The organism is Phenylobacterium sp., assembly GCF_013822795.1.
Taxonomy (GTDB): domain Bacteria; phylum Pseudomonadota; class Alphaproteobacteria; order Caulobacterales; family Caulobacteraceae; genus Phenylobacterium.
The window spans coordinates 1-15,003 of the sequence record NZ_PNLB01000027.1 but is presented as its reverse complement, the minus strand read 5'-3'; the positions used below and the strand labels follow the sequence as shown (position 1 = coordinate 15,003).

At 68.7% G+C, this 15,003-nt stretch carries 14 protein-coding genes; 7 read left to right on the top strand and 7 right to left on the bottom strand.

All coding sequences use genetic code 11. The features are described 5' to 3' along the window. Positions 1–253: 253 nt before the first annotated feature. Complete coding sequence (locus C0481_RS20105) at positions 254–961, bottom strand: hypothetical protein (protein ID WP_293407231.1); 708 nt, start codon at positions 959–961, stop codon at positions 254–256. Positions 962–1,116: 155 nt separating this feature from the next. Here C0481_RS20105 and C0481_RS20100 point away from each other — a divergent pair, with 155 nt between their 5' ends. The 4 genes from C0481_RS20100 to C0481_RS20085 all read left to right on the top strand — a co-directional run bounded on the left by C0481_RS20100 (position 1,117) and on the right by C0481_RS20085 (position 4,131). Further along, positions 1,117–1,776, top strand: coding sequence for a DedA family protein (locus C0481_RS20100; protein ID WP_293407229.1), 660 nt, complete (start codon positions 1,117–1,119; stop codon positions 1,774–1,776). A gap of 60 nt (positions 1,777–1,836) precedes the next feature. Continuing rightward, the gene (locus C0481_RS20095) at positions 1,837–2,244 is read left to right on the top strand and encodes a hypothetical protein (RefSeq protein ID WP_293407227.1); all 408 of its coding nucleotides are present in this window, start codon (positions 1,837–1,839) and stop codon (positions 2,242–2,244) included. Continuing rightward, entirely contained in the window at positions 2,241–3,158 is a 918-nt protein-coding gene (locus C0481_RS20090; RefSeq protein ID WP_293407225.1) for a sterol desaturase family protein, read from the top strand. Before C0481_RS20095 ends, C0481_RS20090 begins: the two co-directional genes overlap by 4 nt. A gap of 76 nt (positions 3,159–3,234) precedes the next feature. Next, positions 3,235–4,131, top strand: a complete 897-nt coding sequence (locus tag C0481_RS20085) for an oxygenase MpaB family protein (RefSeq protein ID WP_293407222.1) — start codon at positions 3,235–3,237, stop codon at positions 4,129–4,131. On the opposite strand, the gene pncA is transcribed toward C0481_RS20085, so the two are convergent. The 3 genes from pncA to C0481_RS20070 all read right to left on the bottom strand — a co-directional run bounded on the left by pncA (position 4,128) and on the right by C0481_RS20070 (position 9,015). Beyond that, positions 4,128–4,757, bottom strand: coding sequence for a bifunctional nicotinamidase/pyrazinamidase (gene pncA, locus C0481_RS20080; RefSeq protein WP_293407220.1), 630 nt, complete (start codon positions 4,755–4,757; stop codon positions 4,128–4,130). The two genes, C0481_RS20085 and pncA, sit on opposite strands and share 4 nt — an antisense overlap. A 24-nt stretch (positions 4,758–4,781) precedes the next feature. After that, positions 4,782–7,919 carry an autotransporter-associated beta strand repeat-containing protein gene (locus tag C0481_RS20075; RefSeq protein ID WP_293407217.1) on the bottom strand — a complete coding sequence of 1,046 codons (3,138 nt, stop codon included), beginning with the start codon at positions 7,917–7,919 and terminating at the stop codon, positions 4,782–4,784. A gap of 106 nt (positions 7,920–8,025) precedes the next feature. Continuing rightward, on the bottom strand, positions 8,026–9,015 hold the full coding sequence (locus tag C0481_RS20070; RefSeq protein WP_293407215.1) for a hypothetical protein: 990 nt from the start codon (positions 9,013–9,015) through the stop codon (positions 8,026–8,028). A 185-nt stretch (positions 9,016–9,200) separates the two neighbouring features. Between C0481_RS20070 and C0481_RS20065 the strand changes: the two genes are divergently transcribed. Then, positions 9,201–11,336, top strand: coding sequence for a TonB-dependent siderophore receptor (locus C0481_RS20065; protein ID WP_293407213.1), 2,136 nt, complete (start codon positions 9,201–9,203; stop codon positions 11,334–11,336). Positions 11,337–11,390: 54 nt separating this feature from the next. On the opposite strand, the gene C0481_RS20060 is transcribed toward C0481_RS20065, so the two are convergent. Then, positions 11,391–12,890, bottom strand: coding sequence for an arylsulfatase (locus tag C0481_RS20060; protein WP_293407211.1), 1,500 nt, complete (start codon positions 12,888–12,890; stop codon positions 11,391–11,393). A 212-nt stretch (positions 12,891–13,102) separates the two neighbouring features. Here C0481_RS20060 and C0481_RS20055 point away from each other — a divergent pair, with 212 nt between their 5' ends. Together C0481_RS20055 and C0481_RS20050 are read left to right on the top strand one after the other, a co-directional pair. Continuing rightward, on the top strand, positions 13,103–13,747 hold the full coding sequence (locus C0481_RS20055; RefSeq protein ID WP_293407209.1) for a dihydrofolate reductase family protein: 645 nt from the start codon (positions 13,103–13,105) through the stop codon (positions 13,745–13,747). Between the two features lie 205 nt (positions 13,748–13,952). Next, the gene (locus C0481_RS20050) at positions 13,953–14,111 is read left to right on the top strand and encodes a hypothetical protein (protein WP_293407207.1); all 159 of its coding nucleotides are present in this window, start codon (positions 13,953–13,955) and stop codon (positions 14,109–14,111) included. Between the two features lie 36 nt (positions 14,112–14,147). On the opposite strand, the gene C0481_RS20045 is transcribed toward C0481_RS20050, so the two are convergent. Beyond that, positions 14,148–14,507 (bottom strand): VOC family protein, encoded by a 360-nt coding sequence (locus C0481_RS20045; protein WP_293407205.1) that lies wholly within the window; start codon positions 14,505–14,507, stop codon positions 14,148–14,150. A gap of 109 nt (positions 14,508–14,616) precedes the next feature. Next, the gene (locus C0481_RS20040; protein ID WP_293407203.1) at positions 14,617–14,835 is read right to left on the bottom strand and encodes a hypothetical protein; all 219 of its coding nucleotides are present in this window, start codon (positions 14,833–14,835) and stop codon (positions 14,617–14,619) included. Positions 14,836–15,003 lie beyond the last annotated feature (168 nt).

Below are 15,003 nucleotides of genomic sequence, written 5' to 3'. Positions count from 1 at the left end.
TCTACTTACTTTCGGGGTTCGCGAACGCCCCGTTCTGAGGCTTCACGATGGAGCATGCGGACGGCCATCGCATGGCGCCCGCTGGGCGAGGTCAGGCCGGCATTCGGCCCTGTTTAAGGTGACATCGACACATGTGCGTCGCTCGCTGGCTCACTTCCGATGCCAGCACAGATAGGTCTCCCGCGTCGTTTCGCCACCCCAGAAAGCGCGAAACTTGCGTGAAGTTTCCCTGACAGCTGAGCCGGGCAGGGCGTCAGGCGCCCGGTCCCGACCATATCGGCCCGGCCAGGATCGCCCCGCTGCTGAAGTCCTGCAGATAGACTTCGAAGCCGCCCTTGGCCCCATTCTCCTGCTCGCACTCCGCCTCGCGATAGGCCTTGGGCGCCAGCCGCGCCGCCCGCCAGCGCAGCACATCGAACTGCAGCCGCGCGACCTTGATGTCGCTCTCCTGCGCTTCCGAGGCGATCGCCCAGGCCAGGTCGGCCAGCATCTCCGCCTGCATCCGCCGGGCCTGCCGGTACATGGCGGCGAAGTCGTCGTGGGCGCGCAGCCACTCATAGACGGTGCCGGTGACCGGCATGTCGGCCTCGCCGCAGATCTCCAGCAGGCTGCGGCCGCTGGCCAGTCGCCGGCAGATCTCCTCGCCGACTTCGGCCCGATAGGCGTCGGGACGCGCCCAGGGACGGGCGCGCTTCCAGGCGCGGTCGGCGGCGCCGGCGCGATAGGCGTCGCGCCGCGCGGCCTGCGCGGCGGCCTGCGCCTGGCGCAGCGCGGCTCCGAACGCGGGGCGCACCGCGGCCCAGCGGTGAACGGTCGCCGCGCCCGGCATATGGCGCGGCTTGCAGATCGCCCGCAGGCTTTCGCCGGCGCTCACCCGCGCGCAGATCTGCGCGGCGGTCTCCTCGCAGAACGGCGTCGCCGCGCGCTTGCGCGGGCCATCGGGCTCGGTGGTTTCATGCATCCGCCCAGCTTACCGCATGATCAGAACATAACAAGAACAAATGACGGTTCCAGGCGCCCTCTGAGACATATGCGCCACAAGCCGAAAAACTTGCCGGCCGCGGCCTTGCGCCCCCTCGCGCGGACGCAGGAGCAGGCCCATATCGGGCTCCTCCCATGGAAGCGTTCATTCAGAGTCTCGCGGATTTCATCGCCCGGCACGCCGCCTGGGCCGGCCTTGTGCTGGGCGTCGTCACGCTGCTGGAATCGCTGGTCCTGATCGGCGCGTTCATCCCGGCCACCGCCCTGATGGTGATGGCGGGCGGCCTGATCGCCGCGGGCGTTCTCGATCCGGTCGAGGTGGTGCTCTGGTGCGTCGCCGGCGCGATCATCGGCGACGCCGTCTCGTTCGAGCTCGGCCGTCGGCTGGGCCCGCGCGCCCTGCGCCACCCGATGTTCAAGGGGCACCGCCGCAAGGTCGCCCGCACCCGGCTGTTCAACCGCCGCTACGGCGCGGCCTCGATCTTCATCGGCCGGTTCTTCGGTCCGCTGCGCGCCTTCGTGCCGCTGGTCGCCGGCCTGCTGCAGATGCGCCGCCGCACCTTCCAGCTGGCCAACGCGCTGTCGGCCGCCGTCTGGGTGCTGGCCATCCTCGCGCCCGGCTACTTCGCCGCCAAGGGCCTGGCCGAACTCGAAGCCCTGGGTGAAGCGCACCTGACCACCATCGCCGCCATCACCCTCGGCGGTCTGGTGATCGTCGGCCTGGTCGCCCGCGAAGTTCTGCGCCGCCGCGTCGCGGCCGGGGCGCCGCCGCTGCTTGCGAAGCTGCGCCCCTAAGTAGCTGTCACTTGACGGTCATGTTCTGCGGGCGGACGCTGTCGGCGGGGAGGACCGTAAGTGTCGCAAGCATTCTTCGTGCAGTTCGCTGCATCGGCGGGAGCCATCGCTCTGCTGGTGAGTTTGGCCGCCTGGGCCAAGATCGCCAAGCCGATGACGCCGCTGACCGACGCTAAAGCTCTCAGCCTGCTGGCCGAGGAGTTCCCCGGTCGCCCTATCGAGCGCGTCTGGGTGGCGGTCGACGGTCGCGGCGCCCTGGCCAAGTCCGGCGCAGCGGCCCTGGTGCTCTGCGAGGTCGGCGACGGCTATGTCGCGCGCCACATTCCCTGGACCCAGGCCGTCGCCTCCTCGTTCCGTGACGGGGTGGTGCGGCTCGATCTCTCCGACGTCGCCGCGCCGTTGGCGCGACTGGCGCTGCAAAACTGGCCGCCGGCCCCGGGCCCGGGCGAGGACCGCCGCGCCGCATGACTTTCGACCCCGTTACGCTCGCGACGCCGTTCTTCATTCTGGCGATCATTCTGGAGGTGGCGCTGGCGCGGCTGGGCCGCACCCGCACCCACTACGAAACCAAGGACACCGCCGCCTCGCTCATCATGGGCCTGGGCAGCACCTTGGCCGGTCTACTGGTCGGCGGCGTCGTCGCCGTGGCCACGCTCTACGTCTACCAGCACCGGCTGTTCGACATCCCGATGACCGCGGTCTGGGCGTGGATCGGGCTCTTCCTGCTTGAGGACCTGACCTACTACTGGTTCCACCGGCTCAGCCATGAGCGCCGCTTCTGGTGGGCCGCGCACGTCAACCACCACTCCTCGCAACACTACAATCTCTCGACCGCGCTGCGGCAGACCTGGACCGGCGGCGTGGCCGGGACCTGGGCGCTGTGGCTGCCGCTGGCCTTCCTCGGCTTTCCGCCGGCGATGATCGCCATCCAGAAGGGGATCAGCCTCGTCTATCAGTTCTGGATTCACACCGAGGCGATCGGTCGAATGCCGCGCTGGTTCGAGGCGGTGTTCAACACCCCCTCGCATCACCGCGTCCACCATGCCCGCAACCCGCGCTACCTCGATCGCAACTACGCCGGGATCCTGATCGTCTGGGACAAGCTGTTCGGCACCTTCCAGCCCGAGCTGGACGAGGAGCCGTGTCGGTATGGCATCGTCAAGAACCTCGGCGACTTCAACATCCTGCGGGTGGCGTTCCATGAGTGGGCGGGGATGCTGGCGGACGTCGCGCGCCATCCGCGCCACGCGCTCGGCTACCTGTTCGGTCCTCCGGGCTGGAGCCACGACGCCAGCCGCGAGACCAGCCGCACCCTGCGCGCCCAGTGGCAGGCCGAGCAGGCCCAGCAGGCTGAGCCGGCGTCACGTTCCAAGGTCGCCTGAGCACCCTGGCAGAACCGTCAGGTTGTTCGCCCGTTTAGGTTCTCGCTAGGCTGCGGACGGGCAGACGCGAGGCGAGATGAGCTTGGAGACTTCGACACGGGCGGTGCTGGACGCCCCAGGCGCTGGCTTGGCCGGCGCGCTGGACCGGCGGATCTTTGGGCCCTCACGCATCGACTACACCCAACCGCAGGGCGATCCGGGCCTTTACGGTCCCGACTCCGTCGCCTGGCGGGTGCACGCCAACCCGATCGCCCTGGCGATCGGCGGGGTGGCGGCGGTGATCCTCGAATTGGCCGAGCCGCGGGTCCGCACCGGCGTCTGGGAGCACTCGATCTTCGCCAGCGATCCGCTGACCCGCATGCGCCGGACCGGCGAGGCGACGATGATCACCACCTACGCGCCTCGCGCCGCGGCCGACGCCCGTATCGCCATGGTCACGCGCATGCACGAGCGCGTTCGGGGCCAGACGCCCGAGGGGCAGGCCTATCACGCCCGCGATCCCGAGCTGGCCGACTGGGTCCACGTGACCGCCGCCTATGGCTTCCTCAACGCCTATCACCGCTATGTCGAACCCAGGCTCAGCCGGGCCGACCAGGACCGCTACTATCTGGAGGGCGGCGTGGTCGGGCGCGCGTTCGGCGCCGCCAATCCCTCGACCTCGGCCGCCATGACCGCCGAGCGGATGCAGGCCATGCGGCCGGGCCTCGTGCACCATCCGATCATCGACGAGTTCCTCGGCATCGTGCGGCGCACCTCGCCGATGGGGCTGGTCGGCCGCGCGCTGCAGCCGCTCGTGGTCGAGGCCAGCATCGACCTGCTGCCTCCCGGCGTGGGCGCTCAACTTGGTCTAGTCGCCAATCCCGCCCGCCTGGCTGCGGCCAAGGTCACGCTCTCGGCGCTCGGCCGCGCGGCGCGCTTGGCGCCGGGGCCGATCCCGCGGCAGGCCTACGCGCGGATGGGCCGGCGGCTCTAAGCGGCGGCGAGGACGACGCCCCGGGCCGCGAACGAGGCCATCGCCGCGGCCTCCGAGCTGTCCAGGTCGATGGCGCGGCTCGCCTGCGGCACGACCACCGCCTCGAAGCCCTCGGTCAAGGCGTCCTCGGCCGAGCAGCGGACGCAGAAATCCAGAGCCAGGCCGACGAACACGCAGCGCTTCAGGCCGCGCTGACGCAGGTAGCCGGAAAGGCCGGTGGCGGTGACCTTGTCGTTCTCGAAGAACGCCGAATAGCTGTCGACCTCGCGGTGGTAACCCTTGCGCAGCACCAGCTGGGCGTGGGTCACGTCCAGCGCCGGATGCAGCTGCGCGCCGCGCGTTCCCTGCACGCAGTGGTCGGGCCACAGGGTCTGGGGCCCGTAGGCGACCTCGACCACGCTGAACGGCTCGGCCCCGGGGTGATTGGAGGCGAACGAGATCTGCTCGCGCGGATGCCAGTCCTGGGTGATCACCACATGCTCGAACCGGCCCGCGATCTGGTTGATCAGCGGCATGATCTCATCGCCCCCCGCCACCGCCAGCGCCCCGCCGGGGCAGAAGTCGACCTGCGGATCGATGACGATCAGCACATCGTCAGGGCGGATGACGAGGGGGAGGGGGCTCATGGCGCGATCATAGCGGACGCTGGCCTAGGCGAAGACGAAATCGTCCGCCGTCAGGCTGCTCGCCGACACGCCCGCCAGCACGATGCTCTGGTTGGCCAGCGTGATGACCGCGTCGGCGCCGACCATGGTGATCTTCGCGGCCAGCGCCTGGAAGTTCTGGGCGTCGCTGGCCGACAGCCAGATCCGGTCGCCTTCGCCGAAGTCGGTGACGATGTCGCGGCCCTGGCCGCCGCGGAAGTTGAAGATGTCGGCCCCCGCGCCGCCGGTCAGCACGTCGTCGCCGAGGTCGCCGGAAAGGTAGTCCGCGCCGTCGCCGCCCTGGAGGGCGTCATGTCCTTGCCCACCGACCAGGGTGTCGTTGCCGAGGTCGCCCAACAGGACATCGTCCCCCTGGTTGCCGTGCACGAAGTCATCGCCTTGGCCGCCGGCGACGCTGTCGGCGCCCATGTCGCCATAGAGCACGTCGTCGCCCTGGTTGCCGTGCAGGAAGTCATTGCCCTGGCCGCCCAGCAGGGTGTCGCCGCCGCCGCCGCCCACCAGCCGGTCGTCGCCCTGGTTGCCGTGGATGTAGTCGTCGCCGCCCGCGCCGGTGACGCTGTCGTCGCCGCCGCCGGCCAGCACCCGTCCGCCTTCCGGCGGCAGGGTGATCGTGTCCGCGCCCTCGGTCGGCGTGTTGCTGGGGGTTTCCCCACCGCCGCCGCCCGGGCTGGGGGGCGCGGTATAGGTCAGGGTGACGTCGTTGCCGGTGCCGCCGATATAGCTGATCGTGAAGCTCGTCCCGCCCGCCGAGACCGTCGCGCCCTCCGCCAGCCCGCTGAAGGTTCCGACGACGGCATCGGACCCGTCGTTGTCGATGATGACGAAGGTCGTCGTGGCGCCGAGCGCAAAGCCGTTGGTGAGGCCGAGCGTCAGCGTCCCGGCCAAGGAGACGGAGCCGGTGACCTGAAGCTGGTCGAACTGCCCGGCGCCAGCGCCTTGCAGGCCGAGCGTCGAGCCCGACGCCAGCATCAGGTTGCCGGTGTGCAAGGCGCCCACGCCGTTTCCGGGGTCGAGCGTGCCGCCTGAGGCCACGGTCACCGCACCGACCGTCCCGCCGCCGCCCAGCGTGGCGCCGGTCAGGACCTGCGTCGCCGAGCTGATCGCGCCGGAGACCACCAGTGAGCCGCCGCTGACGGTTGTGGTCCCGGCATAGGTGTTCGTGCCGGACAGGGTCAGCGTTCCGGACCCGGCCTTGATCAGCGAGCCCGGCCCGCTGATGACGCCGGACAGGGTTTGGTTGCTCGCCGACGTAATGGTCCCGGTGCCCCCGAGGATGATGGCGTTGTCGATCGTGGTGGAGCCGGTCACCGCCAGCGTCGCGACCGTGCCGAGTGTAAGGGCGCCGGAGCCGAGATTGGCGTCCGAGGCGATGGACAGCGTGCCGCCCAGGACCGTCGTGGCGCCGTAGGAGTTCACGCCCGACAACGTCAGCGTTCCGCCGCCGCTCTTGGTGAGCATGGTGCCCGAACCGCTGATCGCGCCTGACAGCGTCTGGTCGGCCCAGCTTTCATAGATGCCGTTGCCGGTCAGCGAGATGGCGTTGTCGATGGTGGTCGCGCCGGTCACCAGCAGCTTGCCGTCCGTACCGAGTGACACGGTTCCGCCGCCGAGGTTGGCGTCGGAGGCGATCGAGAGCGTTCCCTCGTTCACCGTCGTCGCGCCGGCGTAACTGTTGGTCCCTGATAGCGTCAGCGTGCCCGCGCCGGTCTTGGTGAGCGAGCCCGCGCCGATGATGGCGCCCGACAGGGTCTGGGCGGCCGCCGAGGAATAGGTCGCCGCGCCGGTGAGGGTGATGGCGTTGTCGATGGTGGTCGCGCCGGTGACCGTCAGCGTCGAGCTGCCCCCGAGGATCAAGGTTCCCGCGCCGAGATTGGCGTCAGAGGCGATCGACAGCGTACCGCCGGAGACCGTCGTCGAGCCGAGGTAGTTGTTGGTTCCCGAGAGGGTCAGCGTATTCATGCCGACCTTGGTCAGCCCGCCTGCGCCGCTGATGGCCCCGGACATCGTCTGGTTGGTGGTTGCAGTGAGGGTCACGCCGCCAGCGAGGACGACGGCGTTGTCGATCGTGGTGGCGCTGTCCACCGCCAGGGTGGTCCCGGCCGACAGGGTGACGGTTCCCGAGCCGAGGCTGGCGTCCGACGCAATGATCAACGTGCCGCCGCTGACGGTGACCCCGCCGCTGAAGGTGTTCGTTCCGGTGAGCTGCAGCGACCCGGCGCCGGCCTTGGTGAGCGAGCCGGCGCCGCCGATGACACCCGACAAAGTGTGCGTGCCTACGCTGTAGTAGGTCGCCGCGCCGTTCAGGACGACGGTGTTGTCGATGGTCGTCGCGCCGCTGACCGACAGCGTCGCACCGCTGTTCAGGATCACGCTCTCGGAGCCGAGATTACCGTCGGACGTGATCGACAGCGTTCCTCCGCCGACCGTCGTCGCGCCGGCGTAGACGTTTGATCCGGAGAGCGTCAGAGTCCCCGTGCCGTTGTGCTCCAGTCCGCCGGATCCGCTGATCACGCCGCTGAAGGTCGTGGTGGTGTTGTCGCCCCCGGCGCGCAGGATCTCCCCGGCGGCGATGACTACCGAGCCGGCGCCCGCGATCGAACCGACGGCTTCGCTCGCGGCCACGGTCAGGGTCGCGCCCGCAGCGACCATCACGCCCGCGGCGTCGTTCACCGCCTCGCCGCCGGTGAGGGTCACGCCGCCGGCCAGTACGGAGAGCGGGCCCAGGAACGTGTTGGCGCCGGCAAGCGTGAGGGTCGAGGCGCCCAGCTTGGTCAGCCAGCCGGTCCCCGAGAGGATATTGCTCAGGGTCTGGTCGGCGACGCCGTTGATCGTCAGTCCTGCGCCGATGAGCACCGTGCCCGGGCCCGACAGGCCTTGGATCGTGGTGGCGGCGCCGAGCGAGATCCCGGCGCCCGCCGTGAGGACGCTGTTGATGCTGAGGGACTCGCCCGTGAAGTTCAGCGTCTCGAGGATCGCGGGCAGCAAGGTCGTCGGGGAAAAGACCAGGCCGGGCTGACCAATGAAGATGATGTCGTTCCCGCCAGCCGCGTTGGCGTCTTCGATCGCCTGCCGCAGCGAGCCGGCGCCCGAGTCGTTCGCGTTGGTGACCGTGAACGTCGCCATGTCTTGCCCCTCGAAATGCGCCGGCGGAATCCGGCATCAGGGGTCTATACGGCGATTGCTCTCCGACAGGTTACTAAACGCCAGGTAGCGACGTTCTCAGCGTCGTTCAGCCGCGCCCTTTCACCGCCGCGGCGACGATGGCCGCGTTCTGGGCGCGATAGGCCTGCTGCACCAGACCCTTCCAGGCGGCCAGATCGACGACCACGGCGTCGCCGCGGACGCGGTCCTTGATCTGGTAGTTTTGGTCGGTCATCGCGCCCATCGAGCCGACCCGCACCCCGGCGCCGCCTTCCTCGATGGTCGCGAATGAGCCGGCCATCGGATAGTCGGTCAAAAGGCTCCAGCCGCCGGCGAAGGCCGGCCCCCGGTCGTAGGCGCTGACCAGTTGTGCGCCCGATCCGGCCCGCAGGCCAAAGCGCAGGTTCGACGACACCCCGGCGCTCGAGCGGCCCAGGAAGTCGCCGCCGGTCTTGGCCTCCATGTCGGCGAAGTCGATCACCACCTGCGGGATCACCGCCACCGCGTCGGCGTTGCGCGCCGCCCCGCCGAGCTTGCCGGTTGCGTCCATGGCGGTCATCCGGCCCATCGGCGAGTTGGAGGGGTTGTGGAACGCGGTCAGCAGCGGCGCGGCCTGCGCGCCCATCGCCGTCCAGCCCATCTTCACCGACTTGCCGATGGTGATCGATGGTCCCACCGCCACCACGTCGCGGTTGTTCGGCGCGGCGGCCACGCCGGCGGCCAGGGCCGCGGCCTCGGAGTCGGAGAGCACGTCGAAGCCGGCGGCCTTGAACTGCGCCACTAGGTCGGCGTGCGCCTCGTCGGCCAGCGCCTGCATGGTCGCGTCATCGACGCCCTCCAGCACCAGGTTCAGCCGCGAGCGCGCGGCGATCGAGGCCACCGCCGTGCCCTGCTGCTGGGTGATGTAGGTGACGTGATAGGCGGGGATCGCCACCCGCTTGCGCTGCTTGAAGAACTTCTGGTCCGAGCCCGACAGCTTCGGCCCGGCGGCCTGCGCCCAGGCCGCCTGCGACGGCGCCAGCGTTCCGGCGACAAGCATGGCGGCCGCGGCCAGGCCAGCGGCGAGCTTGCGATGCATCTTTGATTTCCCCCTTGGTGACTCGCGCCAGTCTAGTCGTTGAACAATGTTCGCTGAAAGTGGTTCGCCGACGCAAATGCGCCGGCCCGCCGCACTTGTGCGACGCGGCGCCTGCTGCTAATGCGAATAACTCGCATTAGCGGGAGCAGCGAAGGTCGCAGGCTCCCCATGTCGGGGGACATCGAATGCAACGGAAACTGGGGCTGTTGACGGGCGTGGCGCTGGCGGCGATCGCCGGCGTGGCTCAAGCACAAGAGACCAACGTCGACGAGCTGGTGGTCACCGGCCGCTATACGGTCGACGAGCAGATCGACACCGCCACGGGCCTCGGCCTCACCGTGCGCGAGACCCCGCAGTCAGTGACCGTGATCACCCAGCAGCGCATGCGCGACCAGAACCTGACCACCATCGCCGACGTGGTGCGCAACACCGCCGGCGTCTCGATGGTCGAGGTCGACGACGTGCGCAACGTGTTCAACGCCCGCGGCTTCGAGATCAAGAACTACCAGATCGACGGCGTGCCGCTGTCGTGGAGCCTGGCCGGCGACTCCGGCGAGACGGTCGCCGACATGTCGATCTACGAGCGGGTCGAGATCGTTCGCGGCGCCACCGGCCTCCTGACCGGCGCCGGCGATCCGTCCGCCTCCATCAACCTGGTCCGCAAGCACGCCGACGCCCGCGAGTTCGGCGGCTCTGTGTCGGCGGCGGCCGGCAGTTGGAACAAGTTCCAGGTCGAGGCCGACGTCTCCGGCGCGACCAGCGACGGGCGGATCCGCGGCCGGGTGGTGGCCAAGTACGAGAACCGCGACACCTACTTCGACCGCCAGTCCACCGAGAAGTCAGTGTTCTACGGCGTGGTCGAGGCCGACCTCACCGACGCCACCCTGCTGCGGGCCGGGGCCAGCCGCCAGGACACCAATCCGAACGCCGCGTTTTGGGGCGCGCTGCCGACCTTCTACACCGACGGCGGTCTGACCAGCCTGCCGGTCTCGACCAACACCGCGGCGAACTGGTCCTACTGGGACACCACCAACACCAACTATTTCGCCAACCTGGCCCACACGTTCAGCAACGGCTGGAACGTCTCGCTCAACTACAACCGGCTGATCAACGACCAGGATTCCCAGCTGCTCTACCTCTACGGCGCAATCGACCGGACCACCGGCGTCGGCCTGGCCACCTGGCCCTACAAGAGCAAGGGCGAGACCACCCAGGACAGCTTCGACGTCCAGTTGCACGGCGACTACGCGCTGCTTGGCCGCCAGCACGACTTCACCCTGGGCGCCCTCTACAGCAAGCAGGACTCCGACGTCGTCTACCACGTCGCCGGCGGCCCCAACGCCTTCGCCCCGGCGACCAGCATCTACACCTGGGACGGCGACTTCCCGAAGCCGACCTTCGGCCCGGCCGCGACCCAGTACACCGACAACAAGACCGAGCAGACCGGCGTCTTCGCCGCCACCCGCCTCAACATCACCGACCAGCTGAAGGTGATCGGCGGCGCGCGGTTCTCCTCGTGGGAGCGCAGCGGGATCAACGGCGGGGCGGCTGACAACTACAAGGCCGATGACGTCGTCATCCCCTATATCGGCGCGCTCTACGACCTGACCGACCAGCACCGGCTCTACGCCAGCTACACCGAGATCTTCCAGCCGCAGAACGTCCGCGACATCAACGCCAAGACCCTCGAGCCGATCACCGGCAAGGCCTACGAACTTGGCCTGAAGAGCGCGTTCTTCGACAACGGCCTGCAGACCTCGGTGGCGGTCTTCAAGATCCAGCAGGACGGGCTGGGCCAGCCGACCGGCGTCATGGTGCCCGGCTCGAATCCGCCGGAGGAGGCCTACGCCCCGGCCGACGGCGCCGAGAGCACCGGTTTCGAGCTGGAAGCCACCGGCCGCATCAATCCCAACTGGAACGTCAGCGCCAGTTACGCCCAGTTCGAGGTCGAGGACGCGGCCGGCGCCAAGGTCAACACCGACCAGCCGCGCAAGAGCTTCTCGCTGTTCACCACCTATGGGTTCGAGGGGCAGTTCGGCGGCGCACTCGACGGCCTGACCGTCGGCGGCGGCGTCAGCTGGCGCGACACGATCTACTCGCTGGCGGTCAACCCGGTGACCACCGCCCCGACGCGGATCGAGCAGGAGGCCTTCGCCCTGGTCAACCTGATGGCCCGCTACGCGATCACCGACACCACGGTCGTTCAGGTCAACGTCGATAACCTGTTCGACGAGACCTACTACAGCCAGATCAGCTACTTCAGCCAGTACCGCTACGGCGCCCCGCGCAACTTCACGATCAGCCTGACCCAGAAGTTCTAGGGCGCGCGCCGGAAGGGGCGGGCGGGACGACCCGCCACGCCCCGACCAAGGTCGTCAGGCGCCGCCGGTGGCGCCGAACTGCAAGGTGTCCATCACCTTCTCGAGATTGAAGCTGCCGGCCCGTTGGGCGGGCGGGAACTCCTTCATTGTCTCGAGATAGTCGCCGATGATGTCCTGGCACGGCACCAGGATGAACGCCCGATCCAGGTACCAGTCCCAGTACGTGTTCGAGGTGATGTCGGCGAACTCGTAGGGGTCGGTGCGCAGGTTGTACAGCCTGGGGATGCGGCCGGTGACGAACGGCCGTTCCCAGATCTCCAGCGTTCCTCCGGCCTTCTGCTCCATGAACACCACCTTCCAGTTGTCCATGCGCAGTCCGGCCACTTCGCCTTCGTCGGTGAAGTAGATGAAGCCCTTGCGCGGGCTCTTCTCACCCTTGGTCAGGTGGCCGACCAGGCTGTCGCCGTCGAGGTGGGTCTTGTACTTCTTGCCGCCCAGCGTGGCGCCCTTCTTCAGGTCTTCCTTGATCGTCGCGGCCCCGGCCATCTCGGCGAAGGTCGGCAGCCAGTCGAGGTGCGAGACGATGTCGTTCGAGATCGAGCCCGCCTTGATCTTGCCCGGCCAGCGGACCATGGCCGGCACGCGGTAGGCGCCCTCCCAGCTGGTGTTCTTTTCCGAGCGGAACGGCGTGGTGCCGGCGTCCGGCCACGAGTTGCAGTGCGGGCCGTTGTCGGTCGAGTACATGACGAAGGTGTCGTCGGCGACGCCGAGTTCGTCGATGAGGTCGAGCAGCACGCCGATCGCCTTGTCATGGTCGATCATCACGTCGTGATACTCGCTCTGCCAGCGTCCCGCCTGGCCGCGGCTGGACGGCTTCACGTGGGTGCGGAAGTGCATGTGCGTGGTGTTGAACCAGACGAAGAACGGCACGCCGGCCTTCACCTGGGCGCGAATGAAGGCGACGGCCTTTTCCGTCACCTCGTCGTCGATGGTCTCCATGCGCTTCTTGGTCAGCGGACCGGTGTCCTCGATCGATTGCCCGCCCTTGCCGTCGGACTTGCAGTGCAGGACCCCGCGCGGACCGAAACGCTTGCGGAAGTTGGGGAACTCCTTCGGATCCGGATAGTCCGGGTTCTCCGGCTCTTCTTCGGCGTTGAGGTGGTAGAGGTTGCCGAAGAACTCGTCGAAGCCATGCATCGTCGGCAGTTGCTCGTCGCGGTCGCCCAGGTGGTTCTTGCCGAACTGGCCGGTGGCGTAGCCCTGCGCCTTGAGCACCGTGGCGATGGTCGGGATCGAGTCCTTCATGCCTTCCTTGGCGCCCGGCATGCCGACCTTGGTCAGGCCGGTGCGCAGCCCGCCCTGACCGGTGATGAAGCTGGCGCGGCCGGCGGTGCAGCTCTGTTCGGCGTAGTAGTCGGTGAACAGCATGCCTTCATTGGCGACGCGGTCGATGTTGGGCGTCCGATAGCCCATCATGCCCTTGGTGAAGCAGCTGAGGTTCGACTGACCGATGTCGTCGCCCCACATGATCAGGATGTTCGGTTTTTTCGCCATCGCCACGTTCCTCGCCAAAAATTTTGGGCCAACAATTTGGAGCGTGGAGTCTGGCGGGCGGTCTCAACCGCGATATCGGGGTTTACCCGCGCGCCTCGCCTTAAGATTGCCGGGGCGCGCCCTGAGGGGAACTAAGCGCCCTCGCGACACGGCCGCGGCCTTCGTCCTAGGATGCCTGGCCCGGTCGGCGGGCGAGGGCGGCGGAGGCGGCGATGTCACGGGTGCGGGTAGGGGCCTTTTCGATCTCGCTCGACGGCTTCGGCGCGGGCCCTGACCAGAGCCTTGAGCACCCGCTGGGCCGCGGCGGAGAGCAGCTGCACCAATGGGCCTTCGCCACCCGCTTCTTCCACGCCATGCACGGCCAGGACGGCGGCTCCGACGGCGTCGATCAGGCCTATGCGCAGCGCGCCATGAGCGGCTTCGGCGCCTTCATCCTCGGCCGCAACATGTTCGGCCCGGTCCGCGGCCCCTGGCGGCCGGACGAGGCCTGGCAGGGCTGGTGGGGCGATGATCCGCCCTACCACGCCCCGACCTTCGTGCTGACCAACCACCCGCGCGAGCCGATCCAGATGCAGGGCGGCACCACCTTTCACTTCGTCACCGACGGCATTGAGGCGGCGCTAGACCGGGCCAAGGCCGCCGCCGGCGACCTCGACGTCAAGATCGGCGGCGGCGTCGCCACCGTCCGCCAATACCTGCGCGCCGGCGCCATCGACGAGGTGCACCTGGCCCTGGCCCCGGTCCTGCTGGGCCAAGGCGAATCCCTGCTCACCGGCCTCGATCTGCCGGCCCTGGGCTTCCGGGTGACCGAGCACGTCGCCGGCGAGGGCGCGACGCATGTGGTGCTGGCGCGGTAGGGGGCTCATCGCGGACGTCGACTACGACTAAGTCAACAGTCCCGCAGCGTGATTGCCACGCTAGCCGTCATCGCCGCCGCGTCGCATACAGGCGCGTCCGTGTTCTTGGGGGTGACCGCTGCGAAACCTGATCATCCGTCCCGGTTCACCCTGGCAGGGCTTTCTCAAGGGCCTCGGCGCCACGTTCATTGCCGTGGGAATTCCGTTGGCGGGCATCCCGCCTGTCCGCGTCGGAAGCTGGCAGGCGCTCGCGCTCTCGCTCCCCGTCGCGCTGGGCGTCAGCTTCCTCGGCGGCCTAGGCCTGGCCCTGTGGCGCCTGATCCAGGCCTGGGCCTATCGCGAATTCACCGGCGACGATCGCTGAGCGCCGTGACGCCCATTCCGCGACCTACAGCGGCCACTATGCCGCCGGATACTCCGGGTCCGGCGGGCTCGCCAAGGTGATCAGGTTGCCGTCCGGATCACGGACTTGAGCCAGGACCGAATAGTCGCCCGGAATGTCGGCGCTCAGCTCGATCTCCAGCCCGGCCAGTCGCCGCCGCTCGGCCCCCACGTCTTGGACGATGAGGAACACCGCGCCGCTGTCAGCGATCTCGGTGCTGGTCGAGATGGCCAGTCCGACATGGTCGAACAGTTCCCATTGGACCAGCGTGTCCATCGGCCGGTTGTCTGGCCCGCGCGCCATCAGCCGCGCGTACCAGTCTTCTGACGCATCGAGATCCGCAACCAGCAATGCGGAATAGGCCTTTTGTAGGTTCATGCTGCGCTCCTCGCGCCCCCGCCCCGACAACAACGTCTTGGACGGGCCCTGGATCGGCGGCGACGATCAGTCGCTCGCCCGTCCGCGCTGGACGCTGGTCGCTGCGCCCCTACGAGTCCCCCGCCGCCCTCAGCGCCGCGCGAAGGCGGGCGACCTCGGCAAGCAGCGCCGGGACGTCCTGCCGCGCCGCGGCGATGAAGTCCTGGTCGGCCTGGCTGGCCCCCGACAGCTCGATGTCGCCCGCCGCGGTGGTGATGACGTCCGACCCGGACCGATGGTCTCGCCCCTCGATCCAGGTCGCCAAGGCCCAGCCGTCGCGCGCTCGCACCGCGCCGCCAACTGTTCCAACTCGTCGTCGGTCATGCCCATGCCTTTCGATCCCATGTCGGCGTCTGCCGACCGTGGGCGTTGGCCGAAGCTCACATTTATGGGCTCCCTTTGGCCGACGCCCAATGGCGACGCTTAGAATGAAGCGCCGCTCTGAAGGCGGGCGACC